The organism is Shewanella sp. (assembly GCF_013214165.1).
Taxonomy (GTDB): Bacteria; Pseudomonadota; Gammaproteobacteria; order Enterobacterales; family Shewanellaceae; genus Shewanella.
In genome coordinates, this window is sequence record NZ_JABSSM010000002.1 from 48,201 (window position 1) to 73,800 (window position 25,600).

Annotated in this window: 16 protein-coding genes and 1 pseudogene; 11 read left to right on the forward strand and 6 right to left on the reverse strand. The window is 47.6% G+C overall.

Annotation, left to right across the window (positions count from 1 at the left end):
- Nucleotides 1-70: 70 nt before the first annotated feature.
- From mtr to HRU42_RS00980, 4 genes are all read right to left on the reverse strand, one after another.
- Nucleotides 71-1,327, reverse strand: a complete 1,257-nt coding sequence (gene mtr, locus HRU42_RS00965) for a tryptophan permease (RefSeq protein ID WP_295028149.1) — start codon at nt 1,325-1,327, stop codon at nt 71-73.
- Entirely contained in the window at nt 1,327-3,750 is a 2,424-nt protein-coding gene (gene plsB, locus HRU42_RS00970; RefSeq protein ID WP_295028151.1) for a glycerol-3-phosphate 1-O-acyltransferase PlsB, read from the reverse strand. Before plsB ends, mtr begins: the two co-directional genes overlap by 1 nt.
- 159 nt (nt 3,751-3,909) lie before the next feature.
- Nucleotides 3,910-5,949, reverse strand: coding sequence for a carbohydrate-binding protein (locus HRU42_RS00975; protein WP_295028153.1), 2,040 nt, complete (start codon nt 5,947-5,949; stop codon nt 3,910-3,912).
- A 1,122-nt stretch (nt 5,950-7,071) separates the two neighbouring features.
- Nucleotides 7,072-9,078, reverse strand: a complete 2,007-nt coding sequence (locus tag HRU42_RS00980; RefSeq protein ID WP_295028154.1) for a hypothetical protein — start codon at nt 9,076-9,078, stop codon at nt 7,072-7,074.
- A 1,219-nt stretch (nt 9,079-10,297) separates the two neighbouring features.
- On the opposite strand from HRU42_RS00980, the gene lexA reads away from it, so the two are divergent.
- From lexA to HRU42_RS01010, 6 genes and pseudogenes are all read left to right on the forward strand, one after another.
- A complete protein-coding gene (gene lexA, locus HRU42_RS00985; RefSeq protein ID WP_295028156.1) occupies nt 10,298-10,915 on the forward strand; it encodes a transcriptional repressor LexA in 618 nt (205 codons plus the stop codon).
- 32 nt (nt 10,916-10,947) lie between these two features.
- Nucleotides 10,948-11,460: a cell division inhibitor SulA gene (locus tag HRU42_RS00990; RefSeq protein WP_295028158.1), complete on the forward strand. Its 513-nt coding sequence runs from the start codon at nt 10,948-10,950 to the stop codon at nt 11,458-11,460.
- A 433-nt stretch (nt 11,461-11,893) separates the two neighbouring features.
- A pseudogene (gene coxB, locus HRU42_RS00995) lies at nt 11,894-13,006 on the forward strand (cytochrome c oxidase subunit II); the annotation flags it as partial.
- An 18-nt stretch (nt 13,007-13,024) separates the two neighbouring features.
- Nucleotides 13,025-14,656 carry a cytochrome c oxidase subunit I gene (gene ctaD / locus HRU42_RS01000; RefSeq protein WP_295028160.1) on the forward strand — a complete coding sequence of 544 codons (1,632 nt, stop codon included), beginning with the start codon at nt 13,025-13,027 and terminating at the stop codon, nt 14,654-14,656.
- A 2-nt stretch (nt 14,657-14,658) separates the two neighbouring features.
- Nucleotides 14,659-15,228: a cytochrome c oxidase assembly protein gene (locus HRU42_RS01005; RefSeq protein ID WP_295028162.1), complete on the forward strand. Its 570-nt coding sequence runs from the start codon at nt 14,659-14,661 to the stop codon at nt 15,226-15,228.
- On the forward strand, nt 15,225-16,100 hold the full coding sequence (locus HRU42_RS01010; protein WP_295028164.1) for a cytochrome c oxidase subunit 3: 876 nt from the start codon (nt 15,225-15,227) through the stop codon (nt 16,098-16,100). Before HRU42_RS01005 ends, HRU42_RS01010 begins: the two co-directional genes overlap by 4 nt.
- A gap of 107 nt (nt 16,101-16,207) precedes the next feature.
- On the opposite strand, the gene HRU42_RS01015 is transcribed toward HRU42_RS01010, so the two are convergent.
- The gene (locus HRU42_RS01015) at nt 16,208-16,426 is read right to left on the reverse strand and encodes a DUF2909 domain-containing protein (protein WP_295028166.1); all 219 of its coding nucleotides are present in this window, start codon (nt 16,424-16,426) and stop codon (nt 16,208-16,210) included.
- 132 nt (nt 16,427-16,558) lie between these two features.
- On the opposite strand from HRU42_RS01015, the gene HRU42_RS01020 reads away from it, so the two are divergent.
- From HRU42_RS01020 to HRU42_RS01040, 5 genes are all read left to right on the forward strand, one after another.
- Nucleotides 16,559-17,395, forward strand: coding sequence for an SURF1 family protein (locus HRU42_RS01020; RefSeq protein ID WP_295028168.1), 837 nt, complete (start codon nt 16,559-16,561; stop codon nt 17,393-17,395).
- Between the two features lie 149 nt (nt 17,396-17,544).
- Entirely contained in the window at nt 17,545-18,090 is a 546-nt protein-coding gene (locus HRU42_RS01025; protein WP_295028170.1) for a hypothetical protein, read from the forward strand.
- Nucleotides 18,090-19,073 (forward strand): heme A synthase, encoded by a 984-nt coding sequence (locus tag HRU42_RS01030; RefSeq protein WP_295028172.1) that lies wholly within the window; start codon nt 18,090-18,092, stop codon nt 19,071-19,073. Before HRU42_RS01025 ends, HRU42_RS01030 begins: the two co-directional genes overlap by 1 nt.
- A gap of 82 nt (nt 19,074-19,155) precedes the next feature.
- A complete protein-coding gene (cyoE, locus tag HRU42_RS01035; RefSeq protein ID WP_295028174.1) occupies nt 19,156-20,070 on the forward strand; it encodes a heme o synthase in 915 nt (304 codons plus the stop codon).
- Nucleotides 20,071-20,137: 67 nt separating this feature from the next.
- Nucleotides 20,138-20,830 carry an SCO family protein gene (locus tag HRU42_RS01040; RefSeq protein ID WP_295028176.1) on the forward strand — a complete coding sequence of 231 codons (693 nt, stop codon included), beginning with the start codon at nt 20,138-20,140 and terminating at the stop codon, nt 20,828-20,830.
- Nucleotides 20,831-21,035: 205 nt separating this feature from the next.
- Here HRU42_RS01040 and HRU42_RS01045 read toward each other — a convergent pair whose 3' ends face one another.
- On the reverse strand, nt 21,036-24,473 hold the full coding sequence (locus HRU42_RS01045; RefSeq protein WP_295028177.1) for an RHS repeat-associated core domain-containing protein: 3,438 nt from the start codon (nt 24,471-24,473) through the stop codon (nt 21,036-21,038).
- Nucleotides 24,474-25,600: the final 1,127 nt, after the last annotated feature.

Here is a 25,600-nt window from a genome sequence, read left to right on the forward strand (position 1 = left end):
TGTTATCTTGATTGGTATGACTCAGTAATACCAAACTGAGGGCTCTGATAGTTAATAATTCGCAGTTAGTTTAGCCAAACACAGGTAACAGATCTGCCATCACTAGAAGATGGCAGGCTCCGGTGATGATGCCAAATAAGATCACTATGGCGATCACGGGCGTGCCTCCTGGCACTCTGAAACCCTCATGTTGGGGATACATCTTTCTCACTCTATGTGCCATCAAGCCTGGTACAATTGCCGCCCATATCGTTGCCGCAAGCGCGGCGAAGCCGATCGCTATCAGAAATCCATCGGGGAAGAGCAAGCCTAATACTGTCGGCGGCACAAACGTGACCGTAGCCGTCTTCAAACGACCCGAACGAGACTCGTCGAAGCCAAACAGATCCGCAAGATAATCGAACAGACCTAAGGTCACCCCGAGGAAGGACGAAGCGACGGCTAAGTTGGCAAACAGGGTCAGCATGCTGGTCAGCCAGTCACTGGTGATCACCCCGGACAGGGCGCCGACCAAGACTCCCATGTTACCACCCTGAGCTATGATATCGACAAACTCGCTTCTGGGTATGTTGCCCATGGTTGCGATCAACCAACAGACATAGATGACAAACGCTATCAGGGTACCTAAGACGATCGCCTTGATAATCGTGGCTGAATCCTTGCCGTAATATTTAACCAGACTAGGCACATTACCGTGATAACCGAAGCTCACCAGGCCGAACGGTAACGCAGCCAACAGATATGGCAGATATGTCTCTTCACCATCGGGCTTAAACAGCTTCACGGTATCGATATCTATCAGTAAGTTGCCCACGGCAAGGAAGAAGGTAATGATCATGCCACCCAGCATGATAGTCGTGATCCTATCTACCGCCTTGGTACTGATCAATACGACGAATGCCAAACCTAAGGCGAAGACCAAACCCGCCACGCTCTGGGGCAGCTCGATCCCGGCCGCCTCGAGGCTATGATTAACGATGGAACCGCCACCACTGATATAAGCGTAGGCTAAGATGTAGAGCACGAAGGCGATGGATAGACCGTTCACTATTCGCCAAAAATTACCTAAGGTCTCACGAGTCAAGGTATCGAAACTCGCTCCTGGCTCGAAATGTAAGTTAGTTTCCAGCAGTAGCAGGCCCGAAACCAACATACAGAACCAGACGCAGATCAGCATGGCTATCGAATAGCTGAACCACATTCCAGCGCCAACGACCGGCAGAGAAAACATGCCAGCCCCCACTGCGGTTCCGGCAATGATCATGGCTCCACCAAGCAGGGAACGACGCTCAGCCCCACGCTTAGCCGCATTCATATGATTTGCCATTACGCCTTGTGCTCCGCAGCGACGCTATCTTCTATGGTTTGTCTGACAGATGAACGCAGCAAGCCATTGGCTCGCAGTCTAATTCGTTCGACTTCACCTCTCTTGTCGCTATCTAATATATAACCTAGCTCTTTTAGCTTGACACTCAGGGTGCCGTAGAGCTTCTTATCATAAAATTCAGGCGCCGTGATGCCATGGAGCGCACCCAGTCTCTGTGCCAATCTATGACTCTCGCGCTCAAGCTCGGAGCGCTCCATCTTAGGGCAGACTGCCAACAGATTAAATATGATGGCATAACGTTGCATAGTCTCACTCACGGTGCCCGCAAGCAGTACCAGCTGGTTGACCTGACTCTCTACCGGCGAGAAACATCCGGATTCGGTCACTAGCCCCTGTGCAATAAAGAGATCCAGAACTTGGGTAACATGCGTTTCTATGTCCTCAATACCCATAAACAACTCGGCTTTAAGTAAGGGGTAGAAATCTTTTACCGTAGCGACAATATCGTCTCTGGTGGCATGCTCATGCTGGGTCAAACAGCTGGCAATCAGCGAAGGAACAATCAAGAGATGAATGATATTGTTACGGTAATAGGTCATAGCCACAGCGAGGCTATCCTCTATGGAGATGATATCCCCTAGCGGATCGCTATCTAGCTTAAATTTCTTTAGCTCTAGACCTTGCTGTACCAGTATCTCGCCATTACCTTCGGGTACCGAGGTAAACTCGGTATAGGGCAGATCTTTGAGCAATTTTAAATACAGATCTAACTGCTTCTCAAGCTGTGAACGCTCCAAGGCATGTTGTTCTGAGGCCAGCAAGACCAGGCTTGTCAGAGTCACCGAACTCACCGCAGCAGCATCGTTAATATTTGTCATAACCCGATTAGCTAAGGAATTCACCACAGGTGTCAGCCACTTCGGCTTCTGCTCAGGATCTTTGGCTATCTCCTGCTTCCAACCGGGTATCTGCTGGTCCAGATAGGTATCTAGGGTGATGGGTTGACCAAAATTCACATAGCCTTGACCGAAGTTACCTAGCTTACGCAGCGCGCCAAAAAGCTGCCAAACAGACTCTTTCTTTTTCTTCTTGCCGCTGAGTTCTTTATGATAGGTGGCGACCTCCATCACATGATCATAACCTAGGTACACTGGCACTAGAGTTACCGGCCTTTCCATACCACGCAGCACACTATTAAGTGTCATGGCGATCATGCCAGTCTTAGGTGCGAGCAGACGTCCGGTGCGCGAACGCCCACCTTCGGTGAAATATTCTACCGCGTAACCTTTAGTGAACAACTGATCTAGATATTCACGAAACACCGCCGTATAGAGCTTGTTGCCCCTGAAACTACGGCGAATGAAGAAGGCTCCGCCACGGCGGAACATGGGCCCGGCAGGCCAGAAATTGAGGTTGATACCCGCGGCTATGTGCGGTGGGACCATGCCTTCATAATAAAGAATATAAGACAATAGTAGGTAGTCCATATGACTTCGGTGACAAGGCACATAGATGATCTCATGACCATCATGATGTAGCTGCCTTACCTGCTCGGCACCTTTTATATTGATGCCCTTGTAGAGCTTATTCCACAGCCAGGCCAAGAAACGCTCGGCGATGCGCACAAAGCTCTCGGAGTAATCAGCCGCGACTTCATCGAGATACTCCATCGCCTTGGCTCTGGCCTCGACTTCGGAGATTTTCTTGCTCGAGGCTTCCTCCAGAATCGCCTTCTTCAGGGACTCTGAATTTAACAGATCTTGAAATAGCACCTGACGTTTAGGCAAAACAGGTCCAGTCATGACCTTACGTTGACGACTGAAGTGAACTCGAGCTACGCGGGCCAGTTTGTGAGCAATTCGTTTGTCGGTGCCGTGTTCATCGGCCATATAACGAATTGAGACGGCATTAGAAAATTGCACGAAATTATGTCGGCCCAGGAAAAGGATCATCAGGCATTTTCGCAGCCAGGTCGGATTCTGACGCTCAAGCACCGCCGCCTTCATGGTATCGTCCTCTTTACCTGGCGTCCGCCCCCAGTAGAGACTCACCGGCACTAACTGTATGTCCAGCTCAGGCTTCTGCCTATGAACCTTGAGCAGATCCATAAAGCTATTTAAGAAGAACTCGTTGCTTTCTCTTTGACCAAATAGCGGCTTGGCACCTTCCAGACACACCACTCTGGGCGTGTGCTCACCATCGACAACCAGCTCATCATAGGGGCTTGGCAGTCCATACTTATTGGTGATTTCACTTAAGGAAGCTATGTCGCTGAGAGATTCAGTCTTCATCACATAAACCACAGGTTTATCTGGATCTAAGTTGAGATCGGCGAAGGGGTCATGGGGCACTACTACTGTTTGTACCAGCTTTTTCTGAATCCAACGTAAGGATTGATACCAAAGAGAGTCTTTTTTTGACATTTTTCTTATACAGTGTGAGTCTTCTTAATAACTGCATAGAATACCAGATAACTTATGGAACCCCAAAGTTGGCACCAATTAGATTAACAAACAGCTAACTTACACCTCGGTAGAGGCCTCCCTATTTGGATAGGAAAGCCTTGCCTTTTACCTTATTGACTAGTCTAGGTTATTAACTTCCATACTCTTTAAGTAGTTATCCTTCTCACCCACCATAGTCAAGTTATGCTCTCCTTCCTCCAGATACACAGTAAATCCTGTATACATGGAGAATTCCCCTTGGCTTGGCTCTACCGAGATAAATTCGAATGTAGAATAATGATTGTCATTGTTACGGATAATAATCCAAAATTGTCCTGCGACCTGCGCAGCATTGGCGACCTCATAGGATAACTGGTAGTTACCCGCCTGGGGGATATACACGTCATACGCTGCACTGGCTCCTCCCTGAATAAGATAGATCAGATAGTCATCTTGGATCGCTAAGCTAGAGTCTGGGTCTGAGGATGAGTTATAGTCTATCGCTTCGACGACGACCATGCCGGTCCGCACGAACTCCAACTTGGTCTTGGTCACTTCTCTATAGGCTTCTAACTCAGTGACCATGTTAGCGATATCCATCATCAGCGGATCGGCCGGATCATAGCCGAGTAAGCTCAAATCCTGCATCTTGGGGATGATGCTATAGTCGAGTAAAAAGTTGACCTGTGCTAGGCCATATTCAATGGCATCCTTTTCCAAGGGTTCTGCATTAGCAATATCCAAGTAGTGCATGGCGTTAGCTACTTCCAATCGGATAAATTCATGTTGGACCTCCAGATAGGCCTGACTGTCCTCGACGTCATTGCGCAAATACGTGTAGTGAATGGCGTCCACCTCGACGTTGTCGGCGTTAAGCTCTAGGAACAGCAGTCCTTCATCCCATTCCAGCTCTACCGAACGGGTATTACTTGACTGTGGCTGACCATCACTGGATGCAGGCAGCGTCACGCTGTAGACAAGCTCGTCGGTCAGTGGGTTAAACACTGTCACTTGCTGCTCTTCGCTGTTGGTGAAGCGAAAGCTAAGAGAATAAGTCCCCGTCTTAGGGATATATAGCTGGTAGTTGGCCTGGCCACTTTCGCCTAGCATCAGGCCACGATCTTCGGTAACTGTGGCATTGTTAGTGAAGTCGGAGTAATAAATTTCACCATAGTGATAGACAGAATTTGCGCGTATCAACCAACGGGGATCCTGCCATTGGCTGAGGATATAGTCACTGCTATAGACGTTGCCATTGTAGAACTCAGGGTGGCTAGAGATCTCCGCCTTACTGCTATCTTTCGATCTCTGCCACAAGAAAAATTCGTACATGTCCGCTACTGCACGGTCCGTGAGTGCGTCTAAGCGAGATTCAATTTCTGACCTAAGATATACAGGTTGTTCGTATTGAGAATTGAGCAGATTATCTACGGTGTAAGTGTTCTTGATATGGTAGCGATCGTCCTTTTTCAGGTACTTGACGTGACTGCCGCCCTTGGTCTTGGCCAAGGTGATGCCAAAGTCCTTGTTGTTCGCCTTAGCCGGTAGCACTAGGCTCTCGATAAGCTGACTAGCATCGGCGTTATAGAACTCCAGTACCATGTTTTGAACACTACCATTCACTGGAATATGAATGTTCTCCAGGTTCTTTAGCTTGTAGGTGGTAGGCTTGTTGGCGGAGAATTCCGCATAGACCTTAACCTGAAACAGCACATCGTCAGTTGTACTTCGCAGATATCCATCGAACTTGCCATTGGTGTTGTAAGCATCGAAGGCAGAAATAGAGAAGGCGTTGTTATCGAAGTGTGGCGGCAGGTAGGTCAGGTACTCTATGTAACCGCCGTTTTCGATACTGGCTTCATTCAAAAAGTCACTTAGGGGTTTTAAGAGTCCTTCCATAACCATGCCGATCACAGATATTAAGCCGGGCCCTCCGCTTAAGCCAAAGTTGAAAGGCAGAGTGCTCAGGAGTATCCGCCAGGATCCGCTGATTGAGTCTTCTATTATATCATTTGATGTTTGCGTCTGTAACGGCGGTATTGGGGTGCCATGGTCAATATCGGAATAGATATCATCTGCGGCGCTGGCCTGCATAGATATTGCTGCCAAGCTACCGGCAAATAAGGCGGCGCGTAAAGGGGTTCTCAGTCTGTTTTTCATCTTGATATTCCTTTTCATGGGTATTCCTTTCTAGAATAGATTTCGTTTGAATTTACACCCTCAATTTATTGCTGAGCTTGGTTATCCAACGAGCCTCCTTTAATCACTCAACTTCTTGAACCTGTATGGACCGATTGCCCCTATGCTCAGTATTGAGCAGCGAGAACTGTCGGTATTTTAGTGAAGCTAATAGTCAGTGTTAACTTAAATTAAAACTTATTTACATTTAACTTAAGTCACACTATTTAAAATACTCTTAGCCGTCAAATAAAAACACAATAAAGATACAAATTGAATCACGTGTTGATTGGGGATAGGGGGGAGCAATATAATATAAACCGATTAATAAAGTATGGTTAAATGAAACTAAAATCTTGACATCACAAGTTCTCAAGCGAAACAATGTACTCAATTGATATTGCATAAATTATATTAGATTGATTATTAATAGGTGGCAACTCAAAGTTACTCAGAACTTATAACACTAACTTTATGAATTAAGATTTATTGACCAAACTTTAAAATACGTTATATGCAAGCAATCTAGCCATAGGCCTTTGTTTTTTATGGGAATGTAATACCTGTAATTCTAAATGAATAGCCGGCAACCAAAGTTACAAACTCATAAAACCTGACTCCAACCCAACATTAAAAGTATCAAGTAAAATGATAATCGATTGATTATCGTTAACTTGAAGTAACCTAGGTCCAGCCACCACCTAATATCTTCACATTATAAATTATATGGAAGTATCTTATTTAACAATAATACAAGTTAACTATTCAGACATAGCATTCAGTTAAACAACTTCAACCTATTACTGATTTCAGACATATGTAACTAGGCGATGTTAAATTGTGATGACCATTACTCATATAAGCCACCATGAGTCATTCACATTGTTTATATTATTTCTGATAATGATAAAATCATGGTGATTGCCGATAGATGCTTTGGTGTTACGAGGTTATTTTATTTAATTAAACGTGTGTTTATTATTGATGATAGCTTATATGCTGTTACGAAAGAAACAGATTACCCTCCCTAGCTAATTCACTCGGGAGGGACAATCCGTACATTTCGCTGAAATAGGCCTTTCTATTTGGATAGGATAGAAAGCCTTGCCTTTACCTTATTGACTAGTCTAGATAATGCAGCTCTATATTATCTAGATCGAACTCGGCAGCATAACCATACAATTGGAACCCTGCCTCACCTTCATCTAGATATATGGTAAAGCCTGCCTGCAGAGAGAATTCCCCTTGACTGGGCGCTATGGCTACATCATCTTGATATTGGAAGTTTACCCTGATGCTGAAGCCATCTCCGTCGAGCTGATTATCTTTGGCGACGCGGTAGTAGAATTGGTAGTTACCCGCCTTGGGGATGTGCACATCATAGCCTGCAACAGGCATCGCACCATCGAGTCCGAAGCGCAAGAAGTCACCTTTGTCCTCTGTGTTATAGCTTTCGGCGTAGTCTTCCGCTTCGATGGAGACGGTACCTGTCCGTACGAACTGCAGGTTGGTCCTGGTGCGTTTTATACTCTTCTCTAACGCCATGACTCTGTCGCTGATATCCAACATCAGAGGATCGGCCAGATCATAGCCGAGTACGGTCAAATCGTTAATACCTGGAATGATACTCTCGTCGAGTAGCCAGTTGGCCTGCGCTAGCCCATATTCAATCGACTCCTCATGCAAAGGCGTGGCATTACCTTCATCCATATAGAACCCGGCGTTGATGACTTCTCTTCGAATAAAGTCGTGTCGGGCCTCTAGATAAGCCTGACTGTTCTCGGCATCATTGCGCAGAAACTTGTAATAAATGCCGTCCACCTCGACGTTGTCGGCGTTAAGCTCTAGGAACAGCAGTCCTTTCTCAAGCTCCAGCTCGACCTGACGGGTATCACTTGCCTGTGGCTGACCATCGCCAGATGCCGGCAGCGTCACGCTGTAGACAAGCTCCTCGGTCATCGGGTTAAACACTGTCACTTGCTGCTCTTCACTGTTGGTGAAGTGGAAACTAAAACCGTAAGTTCCCGCTTTGGGAATATAGAGTTGGTAGTTAGCCTGGCCACCTTCGCCTAGCATCAGGCCACGATCTTCGGTGACACTGGCATTGCTGATGAAGTCGGAGTAATAAACTTCACCATAGTTGTAGACCGAATTACCACGTATCTGCCAACTGGGATCCTGCCAGAGGCTGAGTATGTAGTTAGCGTCATAGACGTTGCCATTGTAGTACTCAGGATGGCTGGAGAGCTCCGACTTGTTGCTAGCTTTTGCATTCATCCACACGAAATGCTCAAACGAGGCCGCTCGCCAAGGATCCATGCCGGCTAGTCGCTTCTCCACTGTGTCCCGATCTGATGCCAAATATTCAAATAGGGGATCGAGCAGTTTTTCGATGGTGTATAGGTTGGTGATATGGTGGCGCGTTTCCTTTTTCAGATAATAGATGTTGCTGCCATTCTTGGTCTTGGCCAAGGTGATGCCAAAATCCTTGTTGTTTGTCTTTGCCGGCAGCACTAGACTCTCGATAAGTTGACTTCCATCGGCATTATAGAACTCCAATACCATGTTCTGGATAGTGCCACTGACGGGGAAATGGAGGTTTTCCAGGTTCTTGAGCTTATAAGTAGTAGGCTGGTTAGCGGAGAATTCTGGATAGACCTTGACTTGGAACAGCACATCGTCGGTTTCGCTTTTCAGCTCGCCAGTGAACTTGCCTGTGGTGTTGTACACGTCGTAGACAGAGATGGAGAAGGCGTTGTTATTGAAATTGGGCGGCAGGTAGGTCAAGAACTCTAAGTGGTCGCCGTTTACGATAGAAATTTCGATAAGCAGATTGGTCAGCGGAACTAAGAGAGCTTCAAGAATTCCAGCCACTGAAGTTAATAAGCCTGGCGCCTTGCCTGCATTAAAGGTGAAAGGCAGTGATTTTTTAAGTACCTTCCACACTCCACCCACACCATCCTCTATTATTTGCGTCTGTAACGGCGGTATTGGGGTGCCATGGTCAATATCGGAATAGATATCATCTGCGGCGCTGACCTGCATAGATATTGCTGCCAAGGTGCCGGCAAAAAAGGCGGCGCGCAAAGGGGTTTTCAGTCTGTTTTTCATCTTGATATTCCTTTTCATGGGTATTCCTTTCTAGAATAGATTTCGTTTGAATTTACACCCTCAATTTATTGCTGAGCTTGGTTATCCAACAAGTTTCCTTTCATCGCTCAGCTTCTTGAACTTGTATGGAGCGATTGACCCTATGCTCAGTATTGAGCAGCGAGAACTATCGGTTATTTTAGTGAACTAACTTTAGCCTCAACTTAAAATAAATAGTTATTTACATTTTGATAAAGCAAAACTATTAAAAAATAACTTAACCGTCAAATAAAAACACCGCTGCGATACAAATTGAATCATATGTTAACAGCGGAAGGGCCTAAAGGTATTAAATAACGAGGTTAATAAATGACAATGAAATAAATAAAAACTGTCGGCCAGCAAGTATTTCAAGCGGAATGACAAACAGACTTGTTATTACCCTACCTAACTTTATAACTAACAACTAATAGGTGTGACTTCACAAATGTTCCTAACTGTAACCATGCACAATGCAGCTAAACTTATTAAATTCTATTTAAAATGGAGTTCAGATTAACTATATACTAGTGTTTTTTAGATCTAGCATTTACATACAGTTTCATCTTATATGATTCTACATACATGCTACAGCCTGAAAAGCAGTCGCTACATGCTCATTAAAACTCACCATAAAACATTAAAACACCTATTAAACCAACGTGATACAGTAAAACTCTAGAGCAGCAACATAAAACAATGACGTGACACTAGGCCGCGGCACCACTCGATATGTTAATTGCAGATCATGATAAAGCAGGAACATATTCACAATCATATAAATTAGCTATTTGGGCTATGCATGCATGAAAAGTAACTCAAGATCTTTCGAGTGTCAGACATGATGAGATTGAACAAAATTCGATAATGATTATGGTTACGACATAGAAGTTAGCAGGGATATAATTTATTAAGACATGAATTTAACATTACCCTTAACATTATTTCTAAAATCTTAACTGGACTCTTACGTAAATAAAATAATAAGAAGTAATACTAGTAAGTCATACTCAAACCCTCTATTTAAGCAAGGCTATTCTTACTATTTATTTATGATTTATTTATAATTTATTTATGATTTACTACATATTACTACCAAGAATAAGAAGAAAGTAGGCACAGAGGCAGCCACGAGCCTAACAATAAGCTTGGTTAATCCTTGCACTGACCGGGTTACTGTATATACTAACAGTAACTGTATAAAAAGACAGGATTCATCATGAGACCTTTGACACCAAGACAAGCCGAGATCCTAGAACTCATCAAGCGTAATATTTCCGATACTGGGATGCCTCCGACTCGAGCCGAAATTGCTAAGCGCCTAGGTTTCAAGAGCGCTAATGCTGCAGAAGAGCATCTTAAGGCACTGGCCAAGAAAGGTCGCATCGAGATCATTCCCGGTACATCCCGTGGCATCCGACTCACCCAAGCTGCGGAGCCAGAAGATTTAGGCTTACCATTGATCGGCCAGGTTGCCGCAGGTGAGCCCATCCTCGCCCAGGAACATATAGAACAACATTATAAGGTCGACCCAAGCATGTTTCGTCCCTGTGCCGACTTTCTACTTAGGGTACGCGGCGACAGCATGAAAAATATCGGCATCCTAGAGGGTGATCTACTCGCAGTACATAAGATTTCACAAGCTAAGAATGGTCAAATTGTTGTGGCTAGAGTGGAAGACGATGTCACAGTAAAACGCTTCGAGAAAAAGGGCAGCATGGTTTATCTCCATGCTGAAAATGAAGATTATGCACCGATAGTGGTCGATCTCACCAGTCAGAGCCTGAGTATCGAGGGTCTGGCAGTCGGCGTGATCCGTAACGGCAAATGGCAATAGATAAAATCCCACATAGGCGAAGGAGCTTGGTAATGAAAAATTTAATCGGCAATAGCCCTAGACACCCAGGTTTATGGACCAATCCCCTTGACCAATCGTCCATCGCCCAAGAGTGTGGCAGTATCACCACAGTAAGTACCCAGACTCAGGGACGGGTGGAACTGAAAAAGGTGAGTAATCGGCTCGCCACATTGAGCCATCAGGGGCAATGGATCGTATTGATCAGTCCTCCCAACATCGGCTACAAGCAGATGTTAACCGAAGCCGGTGTTAGGATGGACCGCGTCCTCTTGGTTCATGCTAAAGACGAAGTCGAAACCTTATGGGCCATGGAAAAAGCACTCATAAGTGGTACATCCAGTGCTGTGATCTGCTGGACTCAGGTCTTAGATTCCCGTGATAACCGCCGACTCAGACTGGTAGAAAAGAGCGCTCGCGCCCTTGGCGTTGTCATCGAAGATGCGAATAGTCACTTACATGCTAAAGCCCATAGCCATACCGATACTCACTTCAGCCAGGCCTGTTTATTTGGCTCTCTGCACTAATTTCCTGTCTATTTAACGAATTGAAAATGATTATTTAAGTCCCGCAAGGGACTTTTTTGTAGCTGATTTTTATTCGAATTATTTAAAAAATTCATTAAAAGTGATCTTGATCAATATTTCAACACCAAGTAAGTTAGAGATATAACAACGATAATTTGTTATATCCAAACGATTTAGTAGTCGGCGTAGTAAAGCCCTGCCATATGTGGAAGGCCAGATGTTTACCTCGCTGAAATCGGTACTGATATATTCAGCCGTAGGTGCGAGTGTGGTTAACTCTGGTAGATAAGTGACTGCCAAACTAAAATAACAAGTGAACCGCCACTGCACTTTGAAGTCATCGTTGCTTTTTTGGGAACTGAAGAGTTTGCATAGAGCAGAGACTTACTGTGTGACTCTTCTTTGTCTTAATTTTTGACAGAGGAGAAGTCTAGTGAAGCGAATGTTGTATATTTTTCTGGCGTTGCTGTTTACGCCTTACGTTTTGGCATCAGCAATGCCCCTTAATATGACCAAGGGTGTCACGGATATCAGTGGACAGGTATACAACCTGCACATGATCATCTTGTATATCTGTTGCGCCATAGGTGTGGTAGTTTTCGGCGTGATGATCTATTCCATGATCAATCACCGAAAGTCTAAGGGGGCAGTAGCAGCCAATTTCCACGAAAGTACCAAGGTCGAGATAGCCTGGACCATTGCACCTTTCATCATACTCATTGTTATGGCTATTCCGGCGACTAAGACCCTAATCGCCATGGAAGATTCTAGTGATGCCGACATCACCATCAAGATCACCGGCTCTCAATGGAAATGGCATTACAGCTATTTCGATCAAGATATAGAATTCTACAGCTTACTCTCAACCCCGAGAGAACAGATAGAGGGCACCGAGGAGAAGGGAGAGCACTATCTCCTCGAAGTCGACAAACCCTTAGTGCTTCCCATCAATAAAAAAGTTCGCTTCCTGATGACATCAGAAGATGTGATCCATTCCTGGTGGGTTCCGGCATTTGCGGTCAAGAAAGATGCTAACCCAGGTTTCATCAATGAAGCATGGACGCGTATCAATATCCCGGGTACCTATCGCGGCCAGTGTGCCGAGCTCTGTGGTAAAGATCATGGCTTCATGCCAATCGTGGTCGAGGCCCTGAGCCAAGCCGATTTCGATATCTGGGTTGCCGCACAAAAAAATCAAGCCAGCACAGCCGCAGCAGAGGCACAAGCCTCCTTGAGTCGGTCCCTCTCCATGAATGAGCTCATGGCCCAAGGTGAACAGGTGTACATGTCTCGCTGTGCTGCATGCCATCAACCTAACGGCATGGGTTTACCCGGCGTATTCCCGCCAATGAAAGCTAGCCCAATCACCACAGGACCATTAACGGATCACTTAGAGATGGTTATCAATGGGAAGGCGGGCACTGCGATGCAGGCTTTTGGCAAGCAATTAACCGCACAAGAGATTGCCGCAGTGATTACTTATGAACGTAACGCTTGGGACAATAATACCGGCGATACGGTTCAGGCTGCTGATGTCAGTCAGCATGGCCAATAGAGAGGCAATATGAATACTTTAACCCGCGAGGCGGAACCCAATATGGAAATCGGCCAGATCGAAGCGACCAGTGATCACCATGATGAGCATGAGCACCAACAACACCCTTCGGGGATTAAACGTTGGCTGTTCACCACCAATCATAAAGACATAGGCACCCTCTACCTCTGGTTCAGTTTTATCATGTTCCTCACCGGTGGCGCCATGGCTATGGTGATACGCGCTGAACTATTTCAACCAGGACTACAGCTGATAGAGCCTAATTTTTTCAATCAGATGACCACAGTCCATGGGCTGATCATGGTGTTTGGAGCCGTCATGCCAGCCTTCACTGGGTTGGCAAACTGGTTGATACCTATGATGATAGGCGCGCCGGACATGGCGCTACCTAGGATGAACAACTGGAGTTTTTGGATCTTACCCTTTGCGTTCACCATCCTGCTTAGCTCATTATTTATGGAAGGAGGCGGACCTAACTTTGGCTGGACCTTCTACGCGCCGCTGTCGACCACTTACAGTCCTGACAGCACGGCGCTATTTGTTTTCTCTATTCATATCATGGGAATAAGCTCCATCATGGGAGCGATCAATGTGATCGTGACCATAGTGAATATGCGTGCTCCTGGCATGACCTGGATGAAGCTACCACTGTTTGTCTGGACCTGGTTGATCACCGCCTTCCTCCTGATTGCCGTGATGCCTGTTTTAGCAGGTGTAGTGACCATGGTGCTCACGGACAAATACTTCGGCACCAGCTTCTTCGATGCCGCAGGTGGCGGCGATCCTGTGATGTTCCAGCATATCTTCTGGTTCTTCGGCCATCCAGAAGTGTACATCATGATCTTACCTTCCTTCGGTATCATCTCGGCCATAGTGCCCACCTTCAGCCGTAAGAAGCTGTTTGGCTACTCCTCTATGGTTTACGCCACATCTAGCATAGCAATACTGTCATTTCTTGTCTGGGCACACCACATGTTCACCACAGGTATGCCGGTATTCGCCGAGCTGTTTTTCATGTATTGCACCATGTTGATCGCGGTGCCCACTGGGGTGAAAGTGTTCAACTGGGTGGCGACTATGTGGCGAGGCTCCCTCACCTTCGAGACACCAATGCTGTTCGCCATCGCCTTCATCATACTCTTCACCATAGGCGGATTCTCGGGCCTGATGCTGGCCATCACCCCGGCAGACTTCCAATACCATGATACGTATTTCGTGGTGGCACATTTCCACTATGTGCTGGTAACAGGTGCCATCTTCTCCATCATGGCAGCCGCTTATTACTGGCTGCCGAAGTGGACCGGTAACATGTATGACGAGAGGCTAGGCAAGATACATTTTTGGTGTTCGGTAATATCGGTCAACGTGCTCTTCTTCCCTATGCATTTCTTAGGCTTAGCGGGCATGCCAAGACGAATTCCCGATTATGCAGTGCAATTTGCCGATGTTAATCAGATAGTTTCCATAGGCGGCTTCGCCTTCGGACTATCGCAGTTTATCTTCCTCGCGCTGGTCATCAAGTGTATACGCGGTGGCGAAAAAGCAGCGGCGAAACCTTGGGAAGGCGCCGAAGGCTTAGAATGGACACTGCCTAGCCCGGCCCCCTATCACTCATTCACTACACCACCCGAGATAAAGTAGCGATGAGCACTAAGCAGGGTAAGTCTAATCGAAGACTCATCGGCATGCTGATCGCTGCTGCTGTGGGCATGTTCGGCTTCGGCTTCGCCTTGGTGCCCTTATACGATGTGCTTTGCGAACAATTGGGCATCAATGGCAAGACCCAGAACAGCGCTAGCACTTACAAGCCGATCACCATAGATGAGAGTCGCACCATTACCATAGAATTTATGGCGCAGATACAGAGTGATATGCCTTGGGAGTTCACGCCTGAAGTCAAACGCATGCAGGTGCATCCCGGAGAGCTGATCCGCACTAACTTCAATGCCAAGAACCTGTCTCTAAAGGATACCATCGGCCAGGCCATCCCCTCGGTCTCACCTGGACTGGGAGCCGCTTACTTCAATAAAACCGAGTGTTTCTGCTTCAACCAGCAGAGGCTAATGGCCAAAGAAAGTGCCGAGCTGCCACTTATTTTCTTCGTGGATCCGGCTCTTCCCGATTCCATAACCACATTAACTCTCTCTTATACCCTCTACAACATCACCGACTCTGGTTATGTCGGTTCAGTTGAGCAAGGAGCAGCAAGATGACAACTAAGCACGAACACTATTACGTTCCCGCACAGAGTGCGTGGCCCATCATAGGGGCAGTAGGATTATTCCTTATCGCATTTGGCGCCGGAAGTTATGTACAGCAACTCAAATCCGATGGCGGCAGTGGCGGAATCATCTTACTCACCGGCATAGCCGTGATTATATTTATGATTTTTGGCTGGTTCAGAACCGTTATCGCCGAGTCGATGAGCGGCCTCTATTCCAAGCAGATGGACAGGTCTTTTCGCCAAGGAATGAGCTGGTTTATTTTCTCCGAAGTGATGTTCTTCGGTGCATTTTTCGGTGCCCTACTTTACGCCAGAATGATTGCTGTACCTTGGTTGGGGGGTGATTCCAATAATGCCATGACCAATGAGGTACTCTGGCCGGGATTTGAAGCCGTTTGGCCATTATTAACCACACCCGATGGCACAAAAACTGAGGCCATGCCCTGGACAGGCTTGCCCTTGTATAACACCATCATCCTACTCACATCATCTGTGACTCTGCATATGGCTCACGTGAGTCTGGAGAAAGGTAAACGCTCGGCAATCACCTTCTGGCTGGGTATCACCATCTTGCTGGGCATGAGTTTTCTGACGTTACAAGTCGAAGAGTATATTCACGCCTACCAGGAGATGGGCTTAACCTTGGCCTCTGGAGTTTACGGTAATACCTTCTTCCTGTTGACCGGTTTCCACGGCATGCACGTCACTCTGGGAACGGTATTCCTGATCGTGTTATTTTTGCGCGTCTTGAAGGGACACTTTACCCCGGATAAGCATTTCGCCTTCCAGGCGGGCAGCTGGTATTGGCACTTCGTCGACGTCGTCTGGCTGGGTTTGTTTATCTTCGTCTACGTCCTCTGATAGAGCCGCTACGCTTCTCTATGTATGTCACTAGGTGAGATTCAATATGAATAATGTTAACTCCTAAACCGGAGCTAACATTATTGCGTCTGAATATGAGTCTTAGACTAATAAGGTCTTGGGTTGGGGGTGATGATCCCAGTGCCTAATGCCACTAGGATGAATAGCACCACCAGCACAGAGAAGATGACCCGACGCCCCAGGAAATGGCTCGCAGGCGTCTCACTCTCACCTTTCACCAAGATAAACAGGGCTCGGGCCAGATTAAACATAATGAATAGCACTAGCAGTACTAAGACGATTTTAAAGATAATTAATAGATTCATCGGTCATCCTCATATTGAGTCATGGGGCACTCGTGACGGGTTCGCTATTGCTACTCTGGAGCCGTTTATCCATTTGGTCAAGTTAGCTTTTTTGCAGCTTAGCTGTCTTCTTAATACACAGGAGAGAAAATAATGACTAGCCTCTCTCGACGTAGCCGTCAGTATTTATGGGCCACCAGAGCAGCATTGGCTATGCTTGCTATTATCATGTTCCTCATCTTAGTGAAACTCGGTTTTTGGCAACTCGATCGCGCCGAGATGAAAGAGCAATGGCAGAGCGAGTTGACCCATCGCCAGTCATCTGCGCCGTTATCATATGCACAGCTGGTCTCATTCCCCCCGACAGATAAGCTCACGGGTTACCGTCTGTCGGTCTCGGCATCTCCCCCATCGAGTCAAATATTCCTGTTGGATAATCAGGTCTTCAACGGCAGGGTTGGCTATTTAGCACTACAGCCCATGCAGATAACAGCCGATGGCCCTTGGATGCTAGTAGAACTCGGCTTCATTGCTGCTGGCCTAGATAGACGAATACTGCCCTATGTTGATGTCATCGATAAAGAGGTCAACTTGAATGGTCGCTTGTATCAGAAACAAGCGAATCCTATGAGCTCGGCCTTAATGCCTGAATCAGGCTGGCCCAAGCGTATCCAAAACCTTAACCTTGGCGAGATCAGCCAGCTGCTAGGTCAAGCCTTGGCTCCTGCCGTGTTGCAGCCGGATAATCTCGAGGGAATTGACTTGCCCCACCCCTGGACACCGATACCACTTTCCTCACAGAAACACAGAGGCTATGCCCTGCAGTGGTTTTCCATGGCACTGGCTTTTGCCCTGCTAATGTTATATTCCATCTATAGCAGAAGAGTTAAAACGCCAACAAAACAACAAGATGGTTCTATAAAAAATAATATTCCTCATCGGACCAATATCGATGAAATGACAGTTGCCAATGTAAACAAGACCAAGTAGGTTAGAGATTAAGCAGTAAAAACTTCGAACCATAAGAAGTGACTATAAAACATGCGTTTCCTAGCCGTCTCGGGAAACTGAATGAGTATGACTCATATGAATTTTATTTGCCTGCACGGGCGTTCATATGGGCTTTCTTAGGAGAGAGTATGAACTCCCCCAAAAAGAGCGGCGCTAAACCTTTAATTTTACTTTTCTTAGTCTTCATCCTGCCTGTGGCCGCGGCCAAAATTGTGCTCAGCTTAGATCTCTATCGAGGCGGTGCCACCAATAAGGGAGAACTACTTCCTATCGGCACTAGTTACCAGAGCCTTATGATGGACAACCCTAAGCCTAGAGAGTGGCAACTCCTCTACCTGCTACCAAACAAGTGTGATCAGCAATGTCAGGATCATCTCTATATCCTGCAACAGAGCCATATCGCCCTGGGACGAGATCAAGACAGGGTTCATACCTTGATATTACTCAGCCAAGATAGCGATCTCCACGCCCTGACTGCATACAAGTTCGACACGGCGAAGGCCAATGGCGCCATGATAAAGATGCTGGACAGTCAGCAAATGATTGTGGTCGACCCATTGGGCAGCCTGGTCATGCGCTATCCCGCGGTTAATGGCATGGACAAGCAGATCATGCAGGGTAAATCACTCATAGCTGACTTAAGAAAGATGCTCAAACTATCGAGAGTCGGCTAATGGGGATCCAAAACCTACTCAGAATCACCCTTGTCTTCACTCTTTGTGTCATTTTAATGGGGGCCTATACCCGATTATCCGATGCAGGCCTCGGCTGTCCCGATTGGCCCGGTTGTTATGGCATGATGAAAGTCCCCAGCCAACACAGTGAGCTGATGAAGGCACAAGATGCCTTCCCCGGGCAGCAAGTTGAGCCAAAGAAAGCCTGGCTAGAGATGATCCACAGATATATCGCCGCAGCCCTAGGATTACTCGTGCTGGTGATCTTCATTCTCTGTTTAAAAAAACCGGATGCCCCCAAGAAGCTAGCAACAATCATCGCCATCTTGATCCTATTTCAGGCCGCGTTGGGGATGTGGACCGTTACCATGAAACTCATGCCGGTTGTGGTCATGTCTCATCTCATCGGCGGCTTCAGCTTAATCTCACTACTACTCCTGCTCTATCTCAGGACTAAACCACAGGGGCTCCCTGGGGCAGATCTTGCCGCTAAAAGACTGGCCCCATTAGCCTTGGCTGGCATGGGAGTCTTGATCTTACAGATCATACTCGGTGGCTGGACCTCATCAAACTATGCGGCGCTGGCCTGTACCTCACTGCCTATCTGCGAGGGGAACTGGTACCAGAATTTACAGCTCACTCAGGCTTTTAATCCTTTTCAAGGCGAACACGAGACTTATGAATTTGGCGTACTCGACTATTATTCACGTATGACCATACATGTTGCCCATAGATTTGGCGCGATATTGACCACAGGTATCTTGCTCTGGCTGGCCTACAAGCTTTTTACCCAGTCTCAATCGGCACTCTTGAAGCGAGCGGCACTGGTCTTGACCGGTTTAGTCATACTGCAAGTCGGGCTGGGGATCAGCAATGTTGTCTTGCATCTGCCTTTGGGCATAGCCGTATCTCATAATGCCGGCGCAGCCATGCTGCTACTGACATTAGTGTTTATCAACTACGCCCTGCGGCGAAATACGTAAGTTTTAAGTTTTAAGTTTTAAGTTTTAAGTTTTAAGCAGAATAATAATTTAAAGGGCGTAAAGCCTAAGCGAGGGAAGAGCCATGGCAAAACCAGTTTCAATTTCGGCCACTGAGCCTAAGACCGACGGCGAACCACTGCAGTGGCGCGCATATTATGAGATGACCAAGCCTAAAGTGGTGGCGCTTATGCTGCTCACAGTTTTAGTCGGTATGTGTCTGGCGGTACCTGGCGCCGTGCCTCTGCAGCCCTTAATTATTGGCATGCTAGGCATAGGCATGATGGCTGGTGCAGCCGCCGCCTTTAACCACCTCATCGATCGACGCATAGATGGCCTGATGGCCCGTACCTATAATCGCCCCCTGCCTAAGGGACGTATCTCTGTCACTAAGGCTCTCACCTTCTCTATCAGCCTAGCTCTATTGGGCTTCATCTTGCTGTACACCTTAGTCAATGAGCTCACCGCCTGGCTCACCTTTGCCAGTCTTGTAGGCTATGCCATCATATATACCACTTACCTCAAGCGTGCCACCCCACAAAATATCGTCGTCGGTGGACTCGCCGGAGCCATGCCGCCACTCCTTGGCTGGACGGCGATAACCGGAGAGTTTCACGGTCATGCCCTGCTACTAGTTATTATTATTTTTACTTGGACCCCGCCACATTTCTGGGCATTGGCCATTCACAGGAAAGCGGAATATGCCAAGGTCGATATCCCTATGCTACCTGTGACCCATGGCGTCGAGTTTACTAAGACCTGTATCTTGCTCTATACCTTGCTGCTGGCTATCGCCTGCTTGCTACCCGTTATAGTGGGAATGTGCGGCCCCATCTATCTGGTGGGTTCGACGATATTGAGTTGCGGCTTCCTCTATAAGGCATGGGAGCTTAAATATGATGACAAACCTGGTCTGGCAATGCAGGTGTTTCGCTTCTCCATCTATCATCTGATGATCTTATTTATCCTGCTCTTGGTCGATCATTACCTCTGGGTATAAACCTCAAAGCATAATATATTCGTTTATTACTACTTCACAGTTCAGTGATTGCAAGGGGTGTTATTAGATGGAAAAAAAACTTAGGCTAATAGCCGTAGCGCTTTCAGGCTTAGTTTTACTCGGCCTCGGCGGTGTGACCGCGGTTCAGTTGCAGAAGAGTAAGCAGACCAATGCCATCATCTATTCCCTACAGGACACAGAGCTGGATCTTGCCACCAGCTTCGTGTTTCCAATCGCTAAGCCATTGGCCCCCTTCTCTCTCACGGATCAACATGGCAAAACCTTTACCAATACCAGCTTAACCGATAAATGGAGCCTATTCTTCATCGGCTACACCTCTTGCCCGGATGTGTGCCCTACGACTATGGGCAAACTCACTGCTGCTTACCCCAAATTGCTAGAAAATGCAGAGCTACAAGTGGTTTTTCTCTCCGTCGATCCTCAACGAGATACCCAGACTAAGCTGTTAAGCTATATGAACTTCTTCAACCCTCAATTTATCGCCATCACCGGCGAGCATGCCCAGCTATTCCCGCTCACGCGAGACCTAGGTTTCGTCTATGCCATGGTCGGCGATGGGGAAGACTATCAGGTCGACCACAGTGCATCTATGGCGCTAATATCACCGGATGGAAACAAGGTGGCGATAATAAAACCTAGATCCTCTGCTCCGGGTAAGCTACCCCAAATTTCAAACCAAAATCTCATCGCAGATATACAAACCATAATAGCCAATTATAAGGCAGCAGCTAGATCTTAGGCATTAGTACCGGATCACACCAGTTCGGCTAGCTTATGGTGTCGAGAACGACGCTGATTTTATCAGCTTGAGGATAGTGTTCATGGCAAGGACTATTAAAATGCCCTGCCATGAACTGAGTCATAATGGAATAATTGAGTGCTACTTGAGTACGTTACAACGCCTTAGCGTTCGAGTTTTCAGCTCAAACGCTCAGTGTTATAATTTAGACAAATTCTCTCGCCTTTGGCTGATGAGTCACGGAAAAGAGTCTTCTTGGGTCATATTTTCGATATTCTGCTCCTATAGAATAATTTGGCGATTCGATATGGCTCAGGCTCGGGGTCCAGATCGGCTGCTTAGAATAAGCAATAACAGGCCTGCCAATTTCAGTCGCTAAATCTTGTGCAGTGTTGGATTTAGCATAACAAGCTAATAAGTGCACAGGTTTATTACCTTGATATAAATCTATCCCATGATGCCTTTTCATATACTTGGGAAGTTCCTTGCCTGACAATGAGAGAGCGTGACTATCGTCGACTTCCCATCCCCCTTTCTTTAGTCGTCTTGGCCACGCTCCAACTTGCACTTTCCCATCTGGAGAACCGTGTAACAGTATCGCCTCCTCTCCTGTACCTTTAAAATTATTTGTATACCCCATAGGATCTCGCGTTCCTGCTTTTTTATCAAGCAAATCAGCACTCATCTCTGTGGTGCTCCACTTGTGCAATCTTACTCTAGGGCTACCTCCTGAAACATGAGCCTTGATGCCTCTCCCCATAGAGCCAAGCCCCGCCAAAGTAGCAATGCCTCCCGCTATCTCAGCACCCTTTTCATCGCCGGCCGCCGATAAACCAATACTCGTTACAGTGGCTGTTAGCTCTGTGGCTCCAAGCATAATATCTGCGCCCGCTGTCAGGGTTAATGATGCTCCTCCGGTTGGTATCGCCATGACAATACCGGCAACCGCACCTATCACACCGATAACATTACCGATTATCGCTCCCACCGACATGTGCCCACTCGGATCAGCTAGGTTTACCGGATCACCATGACAGTAACGATAAGGATTCAGTCCCCCCTCCCCAAACGGCGACAGTACATCCATGCCCGAAAACTGCCCCAGACCCGGCAAATACCAACGAGTCCCATTACCCAGCGGATACGCACTGTTCGCTACACTATCTCTGAGTTCACCGTTAAACCCTGTGCGGCTGAGCCCCTGCCCCTCACCAGACGGGGTATACGGGCTGTAAGTCCAGCGACTGCCCTCGAGGACCCCAACCACAGAGCCTTTAGCATCGGATTGTAACCACCGAGTCTCACCAGCGGTTATCTCAGCTATCGTCGTCTTTCCCTGAGACACAAAGCGGCGTTCGCCTGTCGGTGAATGCTCGCTCATCACCTGATCGCCTTGATAGTAACGCACTGTCTCGCCGCTGCTCAGTAACTGGCCATAAGGATCATAGCCATACGCTACGTCATCACACTGCACCACACTGCCAAGCGCATTAAAGGCAAAATGATGACGCGCCACCCCATCGTCAGTGACGGATACAAGATTGCCATCTTTATCGTAATCCAGCACCGTCTTCTGCGGGTAGGCATTATCACCAGTCAACAAAGAATGGCTGACACCCAACAACCTCTGCACGTCATAAGTCAGTATCGCCTCATCACATTCACCCGACGGAAAGAACGTACTCTGCTTAATCAGGTTGTTCAGGTCATCGTATTCCAGTGCCTGACTCGAAATAGCGCGGCCATATTCATTTTTAGGTAACAAACTTTCACTGCTATCAGCGCTGATGTTATAGCCAGTAAGGCGGTGTCTAACGTCATACCGATAACTTTCTCTTAGAGACTCACCACAGCCCGTACTCACGCTTCGGGATATCATTTTGTGCAGTGTGTCATACGCACTCCCTATGGTGAGAGTATGCTCCTGGGCCGTAATCTTCCTCTGTGTTTCACGACTGAATTCGTCGTACGTCAGTGTTGTGCTCTGAACCAGCTGCCCGTCCTCACTGACAGACATGACCGACAAACGCCCGAAGCTGTCGTATTGATTACTGACCGTTACGGCGTCGTCGCGACTTTCCGTGACTTGCCCCAACAGATTATAAGACCTTGATACAATCCGCTCACCAGCGGTGACTTCACTGGCGCCGCCACGCAGTAAAAAAGCCCCGTAACCGACCTGATATGATTGGGCTTGCGACTGTGCCGTCTGGATCACCTCGGTCAAGTTTCCTCTGCGACTGTATATGTATTCGTATCCACCCGTCGCACTGGTCGCTTGCGTTACCAGGCCCGCCGGCAGCGTACTGTCCGACGTCTTGGAGTACGTGAAATTCACCTCTGGAGCCCCATTGCCAGTCATATCAACGGATGCTATGCGTTCCAGCTCTACCAGCCGTTTACAGGCAACGGTCTGCCCTCGAGCATTGGTCTGAGAAGACAGCAGCATACTGCCGGTATGATACCGATACTGGCGGCTTACCCCATTCACAGATTGCGAGGTTATACGCCCTATCCCATCAAACTCACGCGTGCCTAAGGTTACTGGGACAGCCCCATCCCGCAGAGCATCGATGCGGCTCAACTGCATCTCTGATGATGCAGTAAAATAAGTCAAATCATGAAGACTGCCATCCAAATGCTCAACTTTTTCGGGACGGTCAAAACCATCATACGCCTTAATAGCAAGCTGTCCTCCATCCGCCATAGTCACCGATTTCGGTCGGCCAAACCCGTCATAAACAGCTGAAATAGTTGCGTATACCTCTCCTTTCGCATCGAGTTCTTCGATCTTTTCCGGCTTTTTAAACTGGTTATACGTAAGGCGACGAGAGGCTAAAGCCGAGCCTGCTGAGTTCTTCATTCCCTGCGTCAGGGTCAGGGCGACGGGGTCATAAACACTGATGTCGATGACACCGTCATCATAGACTGTAGTACTGATTTGTCCCCAGCCGTCATAGGTGTGATCTTGCTGACGGCGAATCACTTCCTTCCCGTCCAAATAATCGCTTTCAACCTCCTGAACCAAACGCCCCACTTGATTGTACTGCTTGCTGGTTATCTGCCGGTATGTTCCAGTGCATCGACCATCACAATCACTTGTAGCGTCATCATCCTGTATACTGACCGATACCATCCGCCCTAGGCCATCGAATTCCACCCGCTCCGACACGCCCCAGCGATTCGTCACTATCGCCTTCGCCATAGCACCGTCCCGCGCAAACACATATTGCGCCAATTCTGATACTTCGTATTCGCTGCCCGGTGCAAAAGTGACTTTCACCGGTCTTCCCTGAACGTCATATTCACGCGACTCTGTCCGGCCTTCTACATCGATATGGCTTAATACTACACTCTGGATCACATCTGAGTGCTCGCTGGTCTGCACCGACACGCCATCATCGCCTTCAAAAGTAGTCACCATCATCAGCAGGCCGGCATTCAAGGTATAGTCATAACGCTCCCTAGTGGTGCAGCCATTGATAGTGACCCCCTGCGACAATGGCAATGCATGCAGGCGGCTAGCCGTTTGCTCCAGGTAAGTGGTCTCCATCACCTTCACTGATGCGCCGCTGCTGTAGGTCACCTTGTTTTCCAACACCAGGGTGCCGTTCCCCTGATCACTGGATACCTTCAGAGACACGTATTCATAATCCCACACTTTTTCATCTTCAGTACTGCAAGACTGCGAGGAGCGTTGCAGATAACGGACAAAATAACCGAACGGCTCCGGCGGGCAGCCGCTCTCCCCTGCGGCGAGATAATACGTGTTAGTGACGGCTAGGTCGGTGCTATCCTGACTGAACGTCACATTACCAAATTTGTCGGTTTTACTTACCGTCACCTCACTCCGTGACGCTCCGCCTTGACTGTAGGTGGTCGTCACCTTACGCGGCAGCTGCAGGTTGGCTGGCTGGCCATAGAAATCCCGACCAGGCTCTTCGTTATAAACCGTGTCTGTCGTTACTTGACAGCCCTGATCGGTGAGGATTTCCTGAGTCGCCAAATGGTATTTATTAAAGGTCGCCTCTCGGGTGCTCAGTATCTGTTCATCACTGTCTACTAACGTTTCTTGCGCCCAATAGTTATAGTCTCCGATGTGTCGGTACAGATTATCTGCACCATATTCGTGACTCATGCCATCTTCGTAGCCCAGAAAGTTCCGATCTGAGTAATTATAAATTCTGACAACGGGTGGCTGACCGCCTCCGGGTTCGACTTCCCAACGGACAACATTGGGCAGATAGTCTTTCTCATCAATGCGGTGTCCTGTTGCGTCGTAGCACACTCGTTGCACACTGCCCATCGGCGAATGCACTTCTTTCAGGGCGCTGTAGCTACCGACCGCTTCATACACAAAGCACGTCATATCATCCCAGTTCAAGGTTTCACCAGGCACCGTCATTTGCTCAAGCTGGCCCGCCATAAACGCGATCCCAACTTCCGCCGTACGCCCTGAATCCGTCTGAATCCGGCAGCTATCAACCCACAATCCGTCATACGTCAGTGATAGCAGAACCTTATCGTCCATATCGGTAATGGTTTCCAGTAGGCCGTCAAAGCCGGAGGCGGAGCCGTATGTGAACGTATATGATTCACCGTTTTCAAATGCCACCGCGGTCATATAATATGGCCCACCGTCAGAAAAGCGCTCCAGTGTCTCCACAGTGCCATTCTTGTACACCACCGACAGGACCCAATCGTCGACTCTGGTCACAAAGAAATCATCCAGTTTTTTATCTTTAAACGTCAGAATATCGGAGTAAAACC